This is a genomic window from Paraburkholderia sp. CNPSo 3076, from assembly GCF_026343935.1.
Classification (GTDB): domain Bacteria; phylum Pseudomonadota; class Gammaproteobacteria; order Burkholderiales; family Burkholderiaceae; genus Paraburkholderia; species Paraburkholderia nodosa.
In genome coordinates, this window is the sequence record NZ_JAPMAL010000001.1 from 284,959 (window position 1) to 304,061 (window position 19,103).

Here is a 19,103-nt window from a genome sequence, read left to right on the forward strand (position 1 = left end):
AAGCGCACCGGACGCGCTCAATTCGCACCGTTGACTGAGCACGAGCTGTCGTAATCTCGACACTGCCGCATTGTCCGTGTCGCCCACGCGCCGCGCCCCGTCTCTTACGATTTTCACTGTGACCATTTCGACGCCCCTCGCGCCCGCCCCCGACGACATCCTGCGCGAAGCCAATGCGCACTGCGAAGCGCACCGCTTCGCCGACGCGCTCGCGTTGCTCGAACCGCATGTCGGCGGCCGACCCGGGGCAACGGACGACGCCGCGCTCGCGCCGGCGCTCAATCTCGCGGCCCTGAGCGCGATGGGCACCGGCGACGCGGCGCGCGCCCAGGCGTTGTGGCAGCGCTGCCTCGCGGCAAAGCCCGACTTCGCGCAGGCGTACAGCGGCCTCGCCGCACTCTTTGCGGCGCTCGGCGTCCTCGATCAAGCCCAGGCGCTCTATGAACGGCTGCTGAGCCTCGCGCCCGCCGACGCCGACGCACGCAGCAACCTGGGCGTCGTCCTGCAGCGCCAGACGCGCCACGCCGAAGCGGAAGCTGCCTTTCGCGCTGTGCTCGCGGACTGCCCTGCTCACGCCGACGCCCACTACAACCTCGGCCTCCTGCTGCAGGGACAAGGCCGCCACGCAGAAGCCGAAAGCGCGTTTCGCGGCGCCATCGCCGCGAATGCGCGCCATGCGAAGGCGTACAACGCGCTGGGCACACTGCTGCGGGATCAGGCGCGCGGCGACGAAGCCGGCGAGGCCTTTCGCCAGGCCCTGCTGATCCACCCGCAGTATCCGGAAGCGCTCAACAATCTCGCCACGCTGCTCAAGGCGTCCGGCAAGCTCACCGAAGCGGAACTCGCGGTTCGCCTCGCGCTGCAGATTCGCCCCAATTTTATCGATGCGCTGAACAACCTCGGTTGCGTGCTCACCGACCTCAAGCGCGTGCCCGAGGCGGAGGTGGCGTTCCGCCAGACGCTCGCACTCGCGCCGAACCACGCGGAAGCGCAGTACAACCTCGGCGTCGCGCTGCATACGCTCGAGCGGCTGCCCGAGGCCGAGGCGGCATATCGCGAGACGCTGCGCCGCATGCCGGGCCGCGTCGAGGCCTATAACAATCTCGCCTGTGTGCTGATGGCGCTCGGGCGCCGCGCGGAAGCGCTCGAGGTGCTCCACGAAGCCGTGGCCGTGCGGCCCGATTTCGCCGAGGCGCACTTCAATATCGCGAGCCTGCACAAGGAATACGGCCGGCTTGACGAAGCGGAGGCCAGCTACCGCCGCGCGCTCGACGCGAACCCGGAATACGGCGATGCGAAATTCCGTCTCGCCACGCTGCTCATCAGCATGGGCCGCTTCGAAGAAGGCTTCGCGCGCTACGAATGCCGCTACTCCATGCCCGGCTTCGTGCATCACGCGACGCAGCGTCTGCTGCAGTGTCCCGCCTGGCAGGGCGAGCCGCTCGCTGGCAGATCGCTGCTGCTGTGGCAGGAAGACGGCCTCGGCGACATGCTGCAATTCGGGCGCTATGCGCACGTGCTCAAGGCGCAGGGCGCGGCGCACGTCGCGTTCGCCTGCCAGCCGCCCCTGCATCGGCTCTTTCGCGGCGTGGAAGGCATCGACGCCGTGCTCGACCACGAAGCCGGCGCAGCTGCAGCCGGCCAGTTCGACTGCTGGGTGAGCCCGATCAGCGCGCCGCACCGTCTAGGCACGACGTTAGAGACGATCCCCGCGCCGCTCGTCTATACGCCCGAGCCCGCGCTCGTCGAGCACTGGGGCGCGCGCCTTGCCGCGCTCTCGCCAGGCCGGCGCATCGGCATCGTCTGGAAGGGCAACCCGAAGCATTTCAATGACGCGCACCGCTCGCTGCCCTCGCTTGCCGCGCTCGCTCCGCTCTGGAACCTGCCGGGCGTGCAGTTCGTGAGCCTGCAAAAAGGTCATGGAGAAGACGAGGCGCAGAATCCGCCTGCGAGCCTGCCGCTGCTGCACCTCGGCACCGACGTGGGCGATTTCGTCGATACCGCGGCGATCATCGCGCAGCTCGATCTCGTGATTTGCGTGGATACGTCCACGGCGCATCTGGCGGCGTCGCTCGGCAAGCCGTGCTGGGTGCTGCTGCCGCAGTACGACCTGGACTGGCGCTGGATGCATGACCGCGAAGATTCGCCGTGGTATCCGGGCACGATGCGCCTGTTCCGCCAGCGCATGAACGAAGCATGGAGTGCCGTTGTGGAGCGAGTGCGCGCGGCGTGCGCGCAGCGCTTCGGCGTTTGAAACGGGATTTGAAAATCCGGGGGATGCGAGAGGTGCTCGCGCGCCTCAATCCCAGATGTTGCGGAACGCCACGGCGGCGATCACCGGCACGCACATCACGAGCGGAATGGCGAAGTACGGAATCTCCAGATCGACGACCCACTTGTAGACGATCCAGCCGATACCCAGCGCGAGCGTGAGCACGCCAACGAGCGCCGTGAGAGTGTTCAGCAGCCACGTGGGCGGCTGCTTGCGCGCGGGTTTATTCTCGGGTGACGGGTTCATGGCGGCGGTGACGAAAAGCGAAAACGTCTCGGTCCGGAATTCGGATGATGGGTATTTTACTCTCAGATATGTTGGGCGATTGAGCCGCGTGACCATGGGTATCTGTCTGGAGATCGCTGCTCGAACCTGAGCGGATCTTAGCGCTCGACGCTCCGTTCATCGACATCGCACTCCGACGTCATCACGGTCAGCCTCGGGCCGTCATGCCCTGGCGCTTTGACCAGTAGTAGCGCCAGATTTTGACTATCGTCGCATATAGAAGAAGCGAAACGACGAGTTCTGAAATTAGCATCACTGGAATATAGAGATCGTCCGGATCCCGAATACCCATGCGGTTTGAAACAGATAGCCACACGGAAAGCTGGCTCTCAGGCATCCGCAGCGGATACGTATGGACATAGCGAACGGAAAGCAAAAACAGTCCGACGAACAATGTCACTTTAGCGAGCCTACGGGCAAGTGTCGCCATATGCTATTACCTCGATGGTTCCATACGCGCGAAGCCTTCTACCCGAGGTATCTCCCGTGTGCAATGAAAACGCAATGGGAATTGGGTAATTCATTCCCTAGCCCGATACAGGTCAAGAAAAAGCCTTCCGAGAGGGACTAAATCGACGACTCTCAACAGCGAGGAAGGTCCACCGCAGCGGCGCCTTTACCTCGCAGGTAATCGATCGGCTGCCCCGCGCGCCCTATTCTCGTAAGCGTTGACCCGCCCATTCACGCTCACGAGACCTGCCATGACCGCCTACGCCATTGCCCATCTGCGCGACGTCGAACTTTGCCCCGCCATCGTCGAATATCTGGAGAAGATCGACGCCACGCTCGCCCCTTTCGGCGGCCGTTTCATCATTCACGGAGGACGCGTGGAGCAGCTCGAGGGCAAGTTTTCCGGCGACCTCATCATGATCGAATTCGAGAGCCGCGAGATCGCGCGCACGTGGTATCGCTCCAGCGCCTATCAGGCGATCCTGCCGCTGCGCGCGGAGCACTCGCGCGGCGAAGTGTTCCTGATCGATCAAGTCGAGATGCCGCATCGCGCGACCGACGTGCTGCGTCCCGCCCACGAAAACGGCTGCGCGAAGTGAAAGCATTTCGTTAGCTCACAACCGGCAGCGAATGCTTTTCGTGCACCACGTTTGCAAAGGAAATTCATCGCCTGCAAACGTTTTCGTGCGTTTCACAATTCTTTCTTCAACGACGGCGAAACTGTGCGCGACCCATCCCCACAGACCGGATGCGCCCATGAGAATACGCCTTCCCAAGCGCGTGTCGACGACCTTGTCGACCGCGGCGATCGTTGTACTCGCAACCATCATGCTCGATGCATGCGGCCCGGGCTACGGCACGTCGGCGGCTTCGTCGACGCCGGATACATCGGAAAGCCAGAGCGCCGCAACGCAATCGGCGTTGGCGAATAGCGCGCGGATAATGCCGTTGCCAACGGCCGACACGAACACTTCGGCGAGCACATCAGCGAACGCCTCGACGAACCCGAGCGCCATACCCGCTTATGGCGCGAACGCGGCCACTGCCGCGAACACCGCGAGAGACCCCGTGCAAGGCGCACAGGCCAGCCTCGCTGCCGACAGCGACCAGGTCACGCCGGTCCTGAGCTACGCGCCTGGCGACAGCGCGCAGACCCAGGCCAGCAACGGCAACGATTCCAGCAGTCCCGCAACATCCAGCCATTGAAGCATTGCACCTGCGTGCCCTTGTGCGAGTACACCGTCGGGCACGACACTCCAACCCCAAGCAGAAAGGTGAGCAACAATGACGTCAAACAGCCGTCGCCGTTTCCTGCAGACAGTCGCGCAATCGGGCGCCGCCGCCGCAGCGATGACCGTTCTTCCCGAATCGATCCGCAATGCGCTGGCTATTCCGGCCAATTCGCGCACGGGCACGATCCGCGATGTCGAGCACATCGTCGTGTTCATGCAGGAGAACCGTTCGTTCGACCACTACTTCGGCCATATGCGCGGCGTGCGCGGCTATAACGACCGCCTGCCCATTCCGCTGCCGGGCGGCCTGCCGGTGTGGTATCAGCCGTCGAAGGAAGACGCCACGAAGCCCGTGCTGCCGTTCCACCTCGATACGTTCAAGACGAGCGCGCAATGCGTGGGCGACCTCGACCACTCGTGGTACCCCACGCAGTACGCGATCAACAACGGTCTGTACAACCAGTGGCCGCAGTACAAGACCGACATGACGATGGGCTATTACCTGCGCGCGGACATTCCGTTCCACTACGCGCTGGCCGACGCCTTCACGGTGTGCGACAACTACTTCTGCTCGCTGCCTGGCCCGACGCACCCGAACCGCTCGTATCTGATGACCGGCATGGTCGATCCGACCGGCACGATGGGCGGCCCGCTGCTCGACAACAACGACTTCGTGGACGCCGACGTGCCGCCCACGTATCAACTGCTTTCGTGGACGACCTATCCCGAGCGCCTGCAGGCCGCCGGCATCTCCTGGCAGATCTACCAGCAGGGCACGAACGGCAGCGACCCGCTGAACGGCAACTACGGCACGAACATCCTGCAGAACTTCGCGAACTTCATCAACGCGCAGCCCGGCTCGGCGCTCTACCAGCGCGCGCAAACGGTGCGCACCATCGCCGACCTGAAAAACGACGTACTCCAGAACAAATTGCCGCAAGTCTCGTGGCTGCTGCCGCCGGCGGCGTTCTCGGAGCACCCAAAGTACACGCCGGCCTATGGCGCGGAATACACCTCGCAGATCATCGAAGCGCTGACTTCGAACCCCGACGTGTGGAGCAAGACCGTGCTCTTCATCATGTATGACGAGAACGACGGCTTCTTCGACCATATCGTGCCGCCGCAGCCGCCCACGACGTCCACGCAGGGCAAGTCGACGGTGAGTGTGGACGGCGAGATCCACAACGTGGTCAACCCGCTGCGCGGCGGCAAGTACACCGCCGACGGCCTGCCCTATGGCCTCGGACCGCGCGTGCCGATGACGGTCGTCTCGCCGTGGACCAAGGGCGGCTTCGTCTGCTCGCAAGTGTTCGACCACACTTCGGTAATCCGCTTCATCGAGGCGCGTTTCGGCGTGCAGGAGCCCAACATCACAGCGTGGCGCCGCGCGGTGTGCGGCGACCTCACCACGTGCTTCGACTTCCGCACGCCCGACGCCACGATGCCCACACTGCCCGACACGAGCAACTACATGACGCTCGCCGACAACCAGTGCTCGGCCAACTCGGCGCCCACGGTGCCGGCCACGCCGCTGCCGATCGATTCGCAGGAGCCCGGCGTGCGCTACGCGCGTGCGCTGCCCTACGAGCTTCATGTGAACGCGAAGGCCGAAGCGCAGAACAACACGCTGTCGATCACGTTCGCGAACAAGGGCCGCCAGGGCGCGCACTTCTACGTGTACGGCACGAACCGCAGCGACGGCCCGTGGCGCTATACGGTCGAAGCGGGCAAATCGCTCGACGACACGTGGGACCTCACCGTAACGAGCGGCGTCTATGCGTTCGAAGTGCATGGCCCAAACGGCTTCGTACGCCGCTTTGCGGGCACGGCCGCGCAATCGGGTCCGGGCAAGTCGGGCCGCGCACCGGCACCCGCTGTGACGGCGCACTACGACGTGGCCAACGGCAACCTCTTCCTCAGGTTCTCGAACGCGGGCAGCAGCGTCGCGCACCTGAACGTGACCGACAACGCCTATGGCGCGCACGAGCGCAACGTGGTCGTGCCGGCCGGCGCGCAAATCGACGAAGTCTGGGTCCTCGCCTCGAGCCATCACTGGTACGACCTCACGGTCACGAGCCGCGACGACGCCACGTACGCCTGGCGCTTCGCCGGACACATCGAGAACGGTCGGCCGAGCATCAGCGACCCTGCGGCCGTTGCGCCGGTCACGAAGCTGAGCTGAGCCCGACGCGAGACATGGCCTGACGATTCCTTTTCTGTTTCCCTATTTGCGGCGCCTTCGGGCGCCGCTTTTTTTTGCCTTTGCGCAGAGGATCCGTTCCTTCTCATAGTGTGGGTTTAAAAGGGCCAACGCACTCCTCGCAATGGCACGCCCTGCAGCATCTGCGAACCAGTGGCACAATGGGCGCTCCGCATTTTCCGGCGCCCGCCTGCGCGCATTGCCGTGCGCGCGGCGGGAGCCTGTCGTTGAACCGTTGAAAAGGATCGTCCCATCATGAGTTCCAGCGTGAAGCCCTATCCCAACACCCAGATCTACATCGACGGCGCATGGCGCGCCGGCGCGAAGACGATTGCTGTGATCGACCCTGCGACCGAAGCGGAAATCGGCCGCCTGAGCCTCGCCAGCGAGCAGGACCTCTCGGATGCAGCCACAGCCGCCGAGCGCGCCTTCCGCGAATGGCGCAAGGTCTCGCCGCTCGAGCGCAGCAAGCTCATGCGCCGCGCCGCGCAACTACTGCGCGATCGCGCAGACGACATCGCCGCGATCATGACGCGCGAGCAGGGCAAGCCGTTTGGCGAAGCGAAGCTCGAAACGCTAGCAGGCGGCGACACGATCGACTGGTTCGCCGAAGAAGGCCGCCGCACCTATGGCCGCGTGATTCCCTCGCGTTCGGACGCCGTTCGCCAGATCGTCACGCGCGAGCCGGTGGGTCCGGTCGCCGCGTTCACGCCCTGGAACTTCCCGCTCAACCAGGCCGTGCGCAAGGTGTCGGCCGCGCTCGCCTCGGGCTGTACCGTCGTGCTCAAGGGACCGGAAGAAACGCCGGCCAGCTGCGCCGAACTCGTCAAAGTGTTCGCCGACGCGGGCTTGCCCGCAGGCGTGCTGAACCTCGTGTTCGGCGTGCCTTCGGAAGTGTCGTCGTACCTGATCGCGCATCCGGCGATCCGCAAGATCTCGTTCACGGGCTCGACGCCGGTGGGCAAGCTGCTCGCCTCGAAGGCCGGCGAGCACATGAAGCGCGCCACGATGGAACTGGGAGGCCATGCCCCCGCCATCGTATTCGCCGACGCCGACGTGCCGCGCGCCGCCAAGCTGCTCGCGAGCGCGAAGTTCCGCAACGCGGGCCAGGTGTGCATCTCGCCCACGCGCTTCATGGTGGAAGACGCCGCGTACGACGAGTTCGTCGAGCACTTCGTCGCAACGACGCGTGCGATCAAGGTGGGCAACGGTCTCGAAGACGGCGTGCAGATGGGCCCGCTCGCGAACGACCGCCGCCTCGCCGCAATGGAACGTCTCGTGGCCGACGCGCGCGAACAGGGCGCGAAGGTGCTGACGGGCGGCGAGCGCGTGGGCCGCGAAGGCTACTTCTTCGCGCCGACCGTGCTCACCGACGTGCCGCTCTCCGCGCGCATCATGAACGAAGAGCCGTTTGGCCCGATCGCGCCGATCTCGCGTTTCTCGAGCTACAAGGACGCGATCGTCGAAGCGAACCGTCTGCCGTACGGTCTTGCCGCGTATGCGTACACGCGTTCGAGCGCGACCTCGGCCGCACTCTCCGACGACGTGGAAACCGGCATGCTGTCGATCAACCATCACGGCCTCGCCCTGCCGGAAACGCCGTTCGGCGGCGTGAAGGATTCGGGTTACGGCTCGGAAGGCGGCAGCGAGGCGATGGAAGCCTATCTCGTCACGAAGTTCGTTACCGAGCATCGTTGATCGCTGCACGCTGAAAACGCGCGCGCTTTTCCGGCTTACGGTCCGGGAAGCGCACGCGGATATTGCGGCAAGCCGTCCGCGAGTTGCACCCAGGCCAGCTTTTGCGAGGTCCAGCTGTGATTGTCGGGCGGCGCGTCGTCGGGACGATCGAGCGTGCCGGTCGCGAGGTCGATCTCGCCCGCGAACGCCGCATGCCGGTAGGTGAGCGGCGTGCCGCAATCGGCGCAGAACGCGCGCTCGACACCCGGACTCGACGCATGCGTTTTGGTTGCGCCCGCAACGAGCCGGAACGCACTCCACGGCACGCTGAGCCAGCCGACGAACGGCGCGCCCGTTGCGCGCCGGCAATCCACGCAATGGCATACCGTGCTGCCAACCGGCGCAGCCGAAATCTGGTAGCGGACCTTGCCGCATAAACAGCCGCCAGTCAGCATCGCTCTCTCCTTCGGGCACCTGGCCTGCCCAACGCTTTCAGCACTGTAAGCACAACCGCCCGGGCATGGTTGCACGAATTCGCTTCGCGCATGGAATAAAACGCAGTGAGGTGTTGTTGACGCCAGTAACGGCCCTCGGGCCATCGACTGGATCCATCATGCATACACTCGCACAGATTGCGCTTTCGCTTGCGTTGCAGCGCGCGCACACCGGAGCCCGCCGGTGAACCGCGCCTCGATCTGCGTGCCATGCCGGCTCGCGGCCATTGCGGCCGTGGTGGTTTGCGCTGGCGCGGCATTTGCATGGACAGCCGGCTGGCTCACGCCGAAGCGCATCACCGCGCCGCATATCATCAATACGTTCGAGTCGAACTACGGCATCCACACGGGCTATCGGCGCAATCACGCCAAGGGGCTCTGTGTGGAAGGCTGGTTCGAAAGCAACGGTAACGGCGCGCAGGTCTCGCGCGCGGCGGTGTTCGCACCCGGACGCACGCCCGTGATCGGACGCTTCGCCATTCCCGGCAGCAACCCTGCCGCGCCGGACGCGAGCACGCCCGTGCGCAGCATGGCGCTGCTGTTCCAGTTGCAGGACGGCGAGCAGTGGCGCACCGGCATGAATTCCGTGCCCATCTTCGTCGTTCGCACCCCGAAGCAGTTCTATAGCCAACTGGTCGCCTCGAAACCGGATCCGGCAACGGGCAAGCCCGACCCCGCGAAGCTCGACGCCTTCTTCCAGGCGAACCCGGAAACGCTGCCGTTCCGCACGTGGCTGAAGGCGCACCCGCCCTCCTCCAGTTTCGCTAACACGGCGTTCTACAGCGTCAATGCGTTCATCGCGACCGACGCCGCCGGCAACCCGCATGCCGTGCGCTGGCAGACCGTGCCCGAAGTGGCTTACGCACCGCAAACGCCCGCAGAAAAAGCCGACCCGAACTTCCTCGCCGACGACTTTTCCACGCGTTTCGCTGGGGGGCCGCTACGTTGGCATCTGGTGCTCACGGTCGCAGCACCCGGCGACCCCACGAACGACGCCACCCAGTCATGGCCCGCGGACCGCCAGCAGATCGACGCCGGCACACTGGTATTGCAGCGTGCCGAACCGCAAGCCAACGGCATGTGCCGCGACGTGAATTACGATCCGACCATCTTGCCGAGCGGCCTGAAGCCTTCGGACGACCCTTTGCTCGCCGCCCGTTCGGCAGCGTATGCCGTTTCGTTCAATCGACGCACGCGTGAAGAAGCCAACCTCGCGCAAACGCATGGAGGCGCGCAGCCATGAAACAACCGGGCCAGCACTTCAGCGCACTCCAGCGCCTGCTGCATTGGTCGATGGCAGTCCTGATCGTCACGATGCTGTTCGTCGGCGTGGGGATGGTATCGACCGTCTCGCGGCTGCATGACACCCTGCTCGCGCTCCACCGCCCGTTAGGTATCGCGCTGCTCGCGCTCGTGCTCCTGCGCCTGGCCGTGCGGCTCACGCGCGGCGCGCCGCCCTTGCCCGCCGATTTGCCCATCTGGCAGCGCCTCGGCGCTCACGCCTCACATCTCGTGCTCTACGCATTGATGATCGCCATGCCGCTGATCGGCTGGTCGATGCTATCGGCGGGCGGCTATCCGATCGTGATGTTCGGCGGCGTGCACCTGCCGCCGATCGTGTCGCATGACGTCACGCTCTATGCATGGCTGCGCGCCGCGCATACGTGGCTTGCCATGGCGCTCTACGCGACCGTGCTGTTGCATCTGGGCGCCGCGCTCTTTCACGCGCTCATTCGCCGTGACGGCGTGCTCGCCAGCATGGCGCGCGGCGAGGCACGCAGCTGACGCAAGGTTCCTGCGCGTGCAAAGCGCGCGGGAACCTCGCCTGTGAATCAGACGTGCGCGTCGCGCCCCGCCACGGGCGGCACGGGCGGTTCCATGAGTTCCTGAAGCAGCGCATCGCGCGCGCTGCGGCGGCGCACCCACAGCGCCGTGAGCATCGGCACGAGGATCGCGGTCACGAGGCAGGCGGTGGCGACCATCGCCGTTGCCGCCGGCACGAGCGGCTTGAAACGCGGAATCATCTCGCCGATGATGGCCGGATTCGCTACCGCCGCACCCGCCGTGGACGAAGCCGCGAGCCCCGCCGCACCGTTGCCGCCCGCGATCAGGCGATCGGCAAGAATCAGCGGAATGCCGGTCACGACGATGACGCCAAGGCCAAGCAACACGCCCGGGATGCCGCTCGTGACGATCACGTTGAGATCGATGCCGTTACCAAGCGCAAAGCCAAAGAACGGAATGAGCGGATGCACGCAGCGGCCGAACAGTTCGCGCAGATCGCGATCGAGATTGCCTAAGACAAACCCGATCAGAAACGGCAGCACCGCGCCCACGAAAAGCCGCGGCTCGAAAAAGGCCACGCCGGTCGCGCCGAGGATGATCATGCTGACGAGCGGCCCCGACTCGACCGACATCAGCACGAACGCGCCCGCCTCTTCCTTCGTGCCGTATTGCTGCATCACGGCCGCGTAGAGACCGCCGTTGGTCATGTCCATCGAGGTCGTGATGGCGAGCACAGAGAGCCCGGCAAAGAGCCCGGTTTTCACGCCGTCGACGGGGATGAAATGTGCGGCGACCAGCGTGGCGACCCAAGCCACGATCATCTTCGTGACGAGCAACGTGCCGGATTTGCGCAGCACGGTGCCGGTCGCGCGCAGGTCGATGGTCGCACCCATGCAGAAGAACCACACCGCGAGAATGGGAACGGTGCCGGTGATCAATCCATTGGTGAACGAACCAAAGTACTTGCCCGCGCCCGGCGCGAACGTATGAACACAGGCGCCGAGCAGCAGCGGCACCAGCATCAGGCCGCCTGGTATGCGGTCTATGGCCTTCCTCAGCTTCATGCCTCCTCCGTGGACTTTGCATCCGGTTGCCGGATCGGCATGTTGGCGCGTCCGGCTTTTTTCTCGCGGTGCTCCCTTTCCGGAAACAGGATAGCAGCGTGAAAGGAACGCCGTTCCGATTTTTACGCGGAAGATCATCCACGTTTACCCGCTAACGATTCACTATTTGGGCAGACCGCTTGCCAAACGCGCCATGGCGTCACAACGTTTCCGGACCGATGTTCCGAAAATATGAATCTGCACTATAGTCCAGGAGACACGGTGCACCGTCCATCCGACGGAGACAGGGCATGGAAGTCAGACAAAGCCGAGGAAGCGATCTATATCGGCAAGGGCGCGCAGGCCGTCGCATTCGGCAGCGGCGATCCGGCGCGGCCCGCGAAGCATCGCCGCAAACGCTCGGCGAAGCGGCCACGAGCAACCAGCGCACGATCTACAAGTTCATCGTGCCGGAGGTGCTGCCCACTTGCCAGCTTTCGATGGGCATGACCAAACTCGAACCCGGCAGCCTCTGGAACACCATGCCGTGCCACACGGACGAGCGGCGCATGGAGGTGTACTTCTATTTCAACGTGGCCGACGACGCAGCCGTCTTCCACATGATGGGCGAGCCGCACGAACCGCGGCACATCCTCGTGCACAACGAACAGGCCGTGATTTCGCCTAGCTGGTCGATCCACTCGGGCGTCGGCACGCGCGCCTATACGTTCGTCTGCGGCATGGTCGGGGAGAACCAGGTGTACGGCGACATGGACCCTCTCGCTGTGCGCGATCTGCGCTGAATCACGCACCGGCATAGACCTACGACACGAGGCCCGCGCACTCATGGCATCCAGCACGTTTAATCCGTTCGATCTCAGCGGCAAGATCGCCATCGTCACCGGCAGCAACACGGGCCTCGGCGCGGGCATGGCGCTCGCGCTCGCGCAGGCGGGTTGCGACATCGTCGGCGTTTGCAGGGGCGAGTCCGGCGCCACGCCTGGGCGTGTCGAGACCCTCGGGCGCCGCTTCGTCGACGTGCGTGCCGATCTCGGTTCGATCGCGCCCGTGGAGGACATCGTGCATGCAGCCGTCGAAGCCTGTGGACGGATCGACATCCTCGTGAACAACGCTGGTGTGATTCGCCGGGAGGACGCCCTCGCCTTCGGCGAGGACGACTGGGACGCCGTCATGGACGTCAACCTCAAGAGCGTGTTCTTTCTTGCCCAGGCGGCCGCGCGCCGGTTCGTCGTGCAGGGCGGCGGCGGCAAGATCATCAATATCGCGTCGATGCTGTCGTTCCAGGGCGGCATTCGCGTGGCCTCCTATACGGCCTCGAAAAGCGGCGTGCTGGGCCTCACCCGCCTGCTCGCCAACGAATGGGCCGCGCACGGCATCAACGTCAACGCGATCGCGCCCGGATATATGGCGACTGCCAATACGGCCGCATTGCGCGACGACGCCCAGCGCAACGGCGAGATCCTCGACCGCATTCCCGCAGCGCGCTGGGGCGAACCGGACGATCTCGCAGGCCCCGTGGTGTTTCTCGCCTCGGCGGCAGCGGATTACGTGCATGGCCATACGCTCGCGGTGGACGGCGGCTGGCTTGCGCGCTAGCACACGCGGCGCGCACGGGACGCGGTATGCTCCCGTCAGAGATTCACATGGACCGGCAACAATGGCAGCGAGCGTGGAAAAAACGGCAAATTCGGGTAAGGGGCAGCGCAGCGCACAGGAGCACGCAATGAACGAAATGGACGGCGGCACGGAGAAAGGCGAATCGGTCTCGTCGATCGGCCGCGTGTTTGCGATCCTCGGCGCGCTGGGCGAGAACGGGCCGATCGGCATCAGCGAACTTTCGCAGCGCCTTGCGCTTTCCAAAACCACCGTGCACCGCGTGCTGCAAACGCTGAAGGCGCTAGGCTACGTCGCGCAGGAAGTCGAAACCGACCGTTATCGTCTGACGATCCGGCTGTTCGAACTCGGCGCGAAAGCGCTCGAAAGCGTCGACCTCGTGCGCGAGGCCGACATCGAGATGCGGCGCATTGCGCAAGCCACGCGTGAAGCGGTTCATCTCGGCGCATTCGACGAAGACGCGATCATCTACATCCACAAGATCGACTGCGATTACGGCCTGCGCATGCAGTCGCGCATCGGGCGGCGCAATCCGCTGCATAGCACCGCGATCGGCAAGGTGCTGCTCGCGTTCATGCCTCCCGCCGATGCGCAGGAAACGCTTTCGCATGTGGAATTCAGAAAGTCGACGCAGAAAACGCTCACTTCCGCCGACGCAGTGCTGAACATTCTTCCGCATGTGCGCGAGCAAGGCTACGGCGAAGACAACGAAGAGCAGGAAGACGGTTTGCAGTGCCTGGCGGTGCCGGTGTTCGACCGTTTCGGCCACGTGATCGCCGGCCTCTCCATCTCGTTTCCGACCATGCGCTGCGGTGCGGACACGAAAGCTCACTACGTCGCCCTGCTCAAGCGCGCGGGCGCGGCGATCTCGGCGCGGCTCGGCTATCGCGAGCCGGCCGCGCACGAGCATGCGCCTGCCGAACCCGGTTAGCCCGGCGTAGCGGCTGTCGCGGTCGTGGCCGTCACGGTGGTCTGCCAGCCGAGACCCAGGCTCTTCTGCAGCGACACGAAGTCCTTGAGCAAATCGGCCTGGCCCGACACCACGTTCTGCTGCGCGGCGAATTCCGTCCGCTGCGTGTCGAGCAGATCGACGAGGCTCGACGCCCCCGCGCGATAGCGCTGGCGCATGAGCGTCGCGGAACGCTCGGCGGAAACCTGCACCTTCTGCAAGGTCACCAGATGCTCGCGCTGATAGCCATAGCGCGAGAGCGACGCGTTCGCGTCCTGCAGTGCCGCGAGCACGGCCTTTTCGTAATGCGCTTCGGCTTCGTCACGCGAAGCTTGCGCGCCGTGCACCGCGCCCAGCGTGCGCCCGAAGTCGAACACGTTCCACTGCAGATACGGCGCCCCCACCCAGCTGAAATTGCTCTTGCGGAACAGGTGCCCCGGCTCCGCGGCCGAAAAGCCGAGGTCGCCGAACAGCGTGAGCTTGGGCAGGAAGTCCGCCACGTGCTCGCCGATCTGCGCGTTGCTCGAGGCGAGGCGCCGCTCCGCCGCGCGAATATCGGGGCGCTGCGCGAGCATCGTGGTGGGATCGCTCACGGGCACGCTTGCGGGCATCGTGGGCAGCGGCTGCACCGTTGCCAGTTCCGCGTCCAGCGCGCCTGGCGCCTGGCCGGTGAGCACCGCCAGTTGATCCAGCGATATTTCGACTTGCGCCGCAAGCGGCGTAATCGTCGAGCGCGTGTTTTCCACCTGGGTGGTGAGCCGCTCCACGTCCACCTCGGCCGCCGTGCCTCCCGCGCGGCGCTGCTCGGTGAGCGTGAGCATCTCCTGCTGCAGTTGCGCCGTGCGTTGCGCGATGGCGAGGCGCTGCTGCTCGTCGCGCAGGTCGATGTAGGCTTGCGCGACCTCGGCCGCGAGCGATACCTGGGTGTCCGCAAGATCGGCGTCCACGGCGTCGGCCTCATCGCTCGCCGCTTCCACGGCGCGCCGCGTGCCGCCGAACAGGTCGATTTCCCACGAGGCGTCGAAGCCCGCCGTATAGAACGTGATCGGACCGCCGCCGGAAGAGCCGCCCTGACCCGAGCTGCTGCTCGACGATGTCAAGGCGCTCAGGTCCGGCTGGCGCATGCGGATCGCCGCCGCGCTCGCGCCGACCTTCGGCAGTTCGGCGGCGCGTTGCTGCTGCAGCTGCGCGCGCGAGGCACGCAAACGCGCCTGCGCCGCGCGCACATCGGGATTGTGGGCGAGCGCCGCTTCGATCAGCGTGTTCAGTTGCGGGTCGTTCAGCGCGAGCCACCATTGGCTCGGTGCCCGCGCGGGCGTCACGCCTTGCGCCGGCGTGCGCAGGAACGAAGCGGCGTTCGCCGCTTCCGGCGCGACGGCCGGTGCGCCGCGATAGTCGGGGCCGACGGTGCAGGCGGCAAGCGCGCAGGCAGCGGCGAACGCGCTCAGCGCGGCGTAGGAGATTCGGGAGTAACGGGTTGCCGTCATGAGTCAGTGATAATCTTCAGTGGCCGCCAGACGACGCTTGTGCGCCGGGCTGCGGCTTCTTGAGCAGGAGCGCGAGCGGCACGCACGCCGCCAGCGCGATGCCGAGCACCCAGAATGTTTCGGAGTACGTGATGACCATCGATTGCTGCGTGATCTGCGCCGCGATCTGGCCGAGCGCCTGCAGTTGCGAATGCGCCATGTCGCCCGTCTGCGTGAACCAGTTGGCCGCGCTCGCGGCCACACGTTCCTGGCCGATGACCGAATTGGCGCTGAGCGATTCGCGCAGCACGGCCGTGTGGAACGCCTCGCGCCTGTCGATGAGCGTGCCGATGATCGCAAGCCCCACCGAGCCGCCCAGATTACGCGCCATGTTGTAGAGACCGGCCGCGTCGCCGGAATCTTCGCGCGACACCGCCGCCATCGAGGCCTGGTTCAGCGGCATCATCGCGAGCATTTGCGCCACGCCGCGCACGAGCTGCGACCAGACGAAATCGTGACCGACGCTCTGCGCCGTGAGCGAAATGTCGAGCATGCAGCTCAGCGTGAAGAGCAGCAACCCGGACACCACCAGGATGCGAAAGTCCACCTTGCCCAGCAAGCGCGGCAGAATCGGCATGACGAGGAACGCGGGCAGCCCCGAAAGCAGCATGATCGCGCCGGACTGCTGCGCGTTGTAGCCGGCAACGAGGCTCAGAAACTGCGGCAGCAGGTACGAAATGCCATAAAGCCCGGCGCCCACCGCGAACACGATGATGATGACGCTCGCATAGCGCGGATTGCGCATGAGCGACAGACGCAGAATGGGCTTTTTCGCGGTGAACTGCGAAAGCGCGATGAGCACCATGCCCGTGAGCGAGACCCACGTGAGCGTGACGATGAAGCTCGATTCGAACCAGCGTTCGCGCTGGCCCTCTTCGAGCACGACGGTCAGCGAACTCAGGCCCACTGCCAGCCCGGCAATGCCGAGCCAGTCCGCCTTGAGAAAGGCTTCCCAGTGCGGCCGGTCGGGTTCGAGCCCGACGAGAAGCAGCGTGATGAGCGCGAGACACACCGGCAAATTGATGAAGAAGCACCAGCTCCAGCTGATGTTTTCCGCGAGCCAGCCGCCCACCACGGGCCCGAGCAGCGGACCGAGCAGCACGATCAGACCGAACACCGTCATGCCCACGGGCAGCTGCGAAAGCGGCAGTCGCGTGCGGATGATGGTCTGGCCGGTAGGGATCATCGCGCCGCCCGTGAAACCCTGGCCAATGCGCCCGGCGATCATCATGCCGAGCGTATTCGACCAGCCGCACATCATCGAAAAGGCGATGAAGAGCGCCGAGTTCGCGAGCAGGAAATTTCGCAGTCCGAACACCCGCGTGAGCCATGCGGCGAGCGGAATCATCACGATTTCGGACATCAGATAGCCCGTGGAGATCCACGTGCCCTCGGTGCCCGTGGCGCCAATCTGCCCCTGGATCTGCGGCAGCGCCGAGTTCGTGATGGAGATGTCGAGCGTGGCCATCAACGCGCCAAGCGCACCCGCCGCGACGGCGACCCAGTCGGCCACGCTCGCGCGCTCGCCATGCGGATGCGGCACCGCTGCGCGAGCCGTATTAGCCACGGTGGTTCTCTTGGTCGATACGGCGGTCGTCCTCACGCGCGGAGCGCGTGTCGACATCGACCGTCACCGACATGCCCGGCAGCAGCACGCTGCGCGTTTCAGGCCCGGTTTCGAGGCGGATGCGCACCGGCACGCGCTGCACGATCTTCGTGAAGTTGCCGGTGGCGTTCTCAGGCGGCAAGAGCGCGAACTGCGCGCCCGTACCCGGCGAGAAGCTGTCCACCACGCCGTGCAGCGCGTGGCCGGGCAACGCGTCGACGTGCAGTTCCACGGGCTGGCCCGCGCGCATGCGGCCGATCTGCGTTTCCTTGAAGTTCGCCGTGAGGTACGTGCGCTGCACCGGCACGACGGTCAGCATGCGCGTGCCCGGCTGCACGTACTGGCCCACGCGCACGGTGCGGTCGCCCACCCGGCCCGCCAGCGCGCTCTTTACCACGGTGTTGTCGAGGTCGAGTTGCGACTGCGCGGCGTTCGCACGCGCCGCCTCGAGCTGCGCACGGGCCTGCGAGAGCTGCGCGTTCAGCGCCGAAATCTGCGAGCGCGCGGACGTGACGGCGGCTGCGTCGGCGGCGAGCGTGGCTTGCGCCTTGTCGCGTTCGCTCTTGAGTTCGGCAAGCCGTTCGGTCGTTTCCGCACCCGTGGCCGCGAGCGGCGCGTAGCGCGCCACTTCGTCGTTCGCGTGGCGCAGGCTCACCTGGGCGACTTCCTGCTGCGCCTGGGTCTGGGCGACGTTCGCTCGCTGCTGCTCGATCTGCGCCTGCGCATGCTCGATGTCCGCCGTGCGCGCATCGACGGTGGCCTGCGCCTGGTCGAGCGCCACCTGATATTGCCGCGCGTCGAGCTTCACGAGCGGATCGCCCGCCTTCACGGCCTGGTTGTCGGCCACGTAGACGTCTGTCACATAGCCGCTCACCTTCGGGGCGATCGTCACGCTGTCGGCCTGCAGATAGGCGTCGTCCGTGGATTCGATGAAGCGCCCGACGACCCACCAGTGTCCCAGCCATACCGCCGCGGCGACGAGCGCCGCCAGTCCCAGCAGGATCAGAAGGGTTCGTTTCGCGCCGCTGCGCGCAGGTGCGGCGGCGGCGTCCGGCACGTCGCGTCCGGGCGCGCCTGCAGTCGTAGACATGTTGTTGATTCTCAATTTATTCCAGTCGGCAAAATTATTCCACCTGGAAAAACTGTGTCAAGTGTTATATTTCGCAGGGTTACGAAAGGAAATGCATGAGCGAAGGTAAGAAACTGCGACGTTCGCCCGAAGGAGGCTATGCGCGTGGCGACGAGACACGTCGCAAGATCATCGAGGCGGCCATCAACCTGTTCGGGCAGCACGGCTTCGACGGCGCCTCCACGCGCGACATCGCCGCGCGCGCGGGCGTGAATGCACCGGCGCTGCAGTATTACTTCGAGAACAAGGAAGGCCTCTACCGCGCCTGCGCGGAGTCGATCGCCGACGAATCGTGGCAGTCATTCGAGCCGGCCGTGCAGCGCGCGCGCGTTGCGCTCGCGCGCGATGCGGACACCGAAGCGCTGATCGACGCCTTCATCGACATCCAGTCGGCCGTGGCCGACCGTTCCTTCGTCAAGCAGCACGGGCCGGACCAGCGTCTATTCTTCGCGCGCGAACAGGGCGGCGGCGAACCGGAGATCGGCTCGGAAATCCTGCGCGAGCGCGTACGCTCGCCGCTGAACACCATCAACGTGGAACTGCTCGAACGCATTACCGGCATGCCGGCCCACGATCCGCTCACCGTGGTGCGCATGTTCAGCCTGTATGGGCAGTTTCTGCTTTTCTTCATCGCGCGACGCACCACGCTCACGATGCTCGGCTGGGACGACATCGACAGAGCGAAGGCCGATTTTCTGAAGGTGAGCATCGCGGAACAGACGCGCGTGCTGCTGCACCACTGGAATCGCGAGCGCGACAAGCACAATCGCTCAAGATAACCAGGCACCATTCAGGCGGCTGGCACGATCACGCGGCACCC

At 65.4% G+C, this 19,103-nt stretch carries 18 protein-coding genes; 11 read left to right on the forward strand and 7 right to left on the reverse strand.

Annotated features, from left to right (window positions below):
- The first annotated feature begins 118 nt into the window (after positions 1-118).
- A complete protein-coding gene (locus M3A49_RS01305) occupies positions 119-2,254 on the forward strand; it encodes a tetratricopeptide repeat protein (RefSeq protein ID WP_266227177.1) in 2,136 nt (711 codons plus the stop codon).
- A gap of 45 nt (positions 2,255-2,299) precedes the next feature.
- On the opposite strand, the gene M3A49_RS01310 is transcribed toward M3A49_RS01305, so the two are convergent.
- Complete coding sequence (locus M3A49_RS01310; RefSeq protein WP_028206128.1) at positions 2,300-2,518, reverse strand: hypothetical protein; 219 nt, start codon at positions 2,516-2,518, stop codon at positions 2,300-2,302.
- 187 nt (positions 2,519-2,705) lie between these two features.
- Positions 2,706-2,987 (reverse strand): hypothetical protein, encoded by a 282-nt coding sequence (locus M3A49_RS01315; RefSeq protein ID WP_266227178.1) that lies wholly within the window; start codon positions 2,985-2,987, stop codon positions 2,706-2,708.
- A gap of 271 nt (positions 2,988-3,258) precedes the next feature.
- On the opposite strand from M3A49_RS01315, the gene M3A49_RS01320 reads away from it, so the two are divergent.
- The 4 genes from M3A49_RS01320 to M3A49_RS01335 all read left to right on the forward strand — a co-directional run bounded on the left by M3A49_RS01320 (position 3,259) and on the right by M3A49_RS01335 (position 8,137).
- Positions 3,259-3,606 (forward strand): DUF1330 domain-containing protein, encoded by a 348-nt coding sequence (locus M3A49_RS01320; protein ID WP_266227179.1) that lies wholly within the window; start codon positions 3,259-3,261, stop codon positions 3,604-3,606.
- Positions 3,607-3,763: 157 nt separating this feature from the next.
- Entirely contained in the window at positions 3,764-4,213 is a 450-nt protein-coding gene (locus M3A49_RS01325) for a hypothetical protein (RefSeq protein WP_266227180.1), read from the forward strand.
- A 78-nt stretch (positions 4,214-4,291) separates the two neighbouring features.
- Positions 4,292-6,421: a phosphocholine-specific phospholipase C gene (locus M3A49_RS01330; protein ID WP_266227181.1), complete on the forward strand. Its 2,130-nt coding sequence runs from the start codon at positions 4,292-4,294 to the stop codon at positions 6,419-6,421.
- 273 nt (positions 6,422-6,694) lie between these two features.
- Entirely contained in the window at positions 6,695-8,137 is a 1,443-nt protein-coding gene (locus tag M3A49_RS01335; RefSeq protein WP_254356751.1) for an NAD-dependent succinate-semialdehyde dehydrogenase, read from the forward strand.
- 35 nt (positions 8,138-8,172) lie between these two features.
- Here M3A49_RS01335 and M3A49_RS01340 read toward each other — a convergent pair whose 3' ends face one another.
- Positions 8,173-8,571, reverse strand: coding sequence for a GFA family protein (locus tag M3A49_RS01340; RefSeq protein ID WP_266227182.1), 399 nt, complete (start codon positions 8,569-8,571; stop codon positions 8,173-8,175).
- A 223-nt stretch (positions 8,572-8,794) separates the two neighbouring features.
- Between M3A49_RS01340 and M3A49_RS01345 the strand changes: the two genes are divergently transcribed.
- On the forward strand, positions 8,795-9,853 hold the full coding sequence (locus M3A49_RS01345) for a catalase family peroxidase (RefSeq protein WP_266227183.1): 1,059 nt from the start codon (positions 8,795-8,797) through the stop codon (positions 9,851-9,853).
- Complete coding sequence (locus M3A49_RS01350) at positions 9,850-10,395, forward strand: cytochrome b (RefSeq protein ID WP_266227184.1); 546 nt, start codon at positions 9,850-9,852, stop codon at positions 10,393-10,395. Before M3A49_RS01345 ends, M3A49_RS01350 begins: the two co-directional genes overlap by 4 nt.
- Before the next feature lie 47 nt (positions 10,396-10,442).
- On the opposite strand, the gene kdgT is transcribed toward M3A49_RS01350, so the two are convergent.
- Positions 10,443-11,459: a 2-keto-3-deoxygluconate transporter gene (gene kdgT / locus M3A49_RS01355; RefSeq protein WP_266227185.1), complete on the reverse strand. Its 1,017-nt coding sequence runs from the start codon at positions 11,457-11,459 to the stop codon at positions 10,443-10,445.
- A 290-nt stretch (positions 11,460-11,749) separates the two neighbouring features.
- On the opposite strand from kdgT, the gene M3A49_RS01360 reads away from it, so the two are divergent.
- The 3 genes from M3A49_RS01360 (at position 11,750) to kdgR (ending at position 14,004) form a co-directional block, all read left to right on the forward strand.
- A complete protein-coding gene (locus M3A49_RS01360; protein ID WP_266227186.1) occupies positions 11,750-12,241 on the forward strand; it encodes a 5-deoxy-glucuronate isomerase in 492 nt (163 codons plus the stop codon).
- A 43-nt stretch (positions 12,242-12,284) separates the two neighbouring features.
- On the forward strand, positions 12,285-13,055 hold the full coding sequence (gene kduD, locus M3A49_RS01365) for a 2-dehydro-3-deoxy-D-gluconate 5-dehydrogenase KduD (protein ID WP_266227187.1): 771 nt from the start codon (positions 12,285-12,287) through the stop codon (positions 13,053-13,055).
- 127 nt (positions 13,056-13,182) lie between these two features.
- A complete protein-coding gene (kdgR, locus tag M3A49_RS01370) occupies positions 13,183-14,004 on the forward strand; it encodes a DNA-binding transcriptional regulator KdgR (RefSeq protein WP_266227188.1) in 822 nt (273 codons plus the stop codon).
- Here kdgR and M3A49_RS01375 read toward each other — a convergent pair.
- The 3 genes from M3A49_RS01375 to M3A49_RS01385 are packed head-to-tail and all read right to left on the reverse strand — an operon-like array spanning position 14,001 to position 18,244.
- Complete coding sequence (locus tag M3A49_RS01375; protein WP_266227189.1) at positions 14,001-15,509, reverse strand: efflux transporter outer membrane subunit; 1,509 nt, start codon at positions 15,507-15,509, stop codon at positions 14,001-14,003. The two genes, kdgR and M3A49_RS01375, sit on opposite strands and share 4 nt — an antisense overlap.
- A gap of 16 nt (positions 15,510-15,525) precedes the next feature.
- Positions 15,526-17,172 carry an MDR family MFS transporter gene (locus tag M3A49_RS01380; RefSeq protein WP_266227190.1) on the reverse strand — a complete coding sequence of 549 codons (1,647 nt, stop codon included), beginning with the start codon at positions 17,170-17,172 and terminating at the stop codon, positions 15,526-15,528.
- Positions 17,108-18,244 carry an HlyD family secretion protein gene (locus M3A49_RS01385; protein ID WP_266227191.1) on the reverse strand — a complete coding sequence of 379 codons (1,137 nt, stop codon included), beginning with the start codon at positions 18,242-18,244 and terminating at the stop codon, positions 17,108-17,110. Before M3A49_RS01385 ends, M3A49_RS01380 begins: the two co-directional genes overlap by 65 nt.
- A 95-nt stretch (positions 18,245-18,339) precedes the next feature.
- Here M3A49_RS01385 and M3A49_RS01390 point away from each other — a divergent pair, with 95 nt between their 5' ends.
- Complete coding sequence (locus M3A49_RS01390; protein ID WP_266227192.1) at positions 18,340-19,062, forward strand: CerR family C-terminal domain-containing protein; 723 nt, start codon at positions 18,340-18,342, stop codon at positions 19,060-19,062.
- Positions 19,063-19,103: the final 41 nt, after the last annotated feature.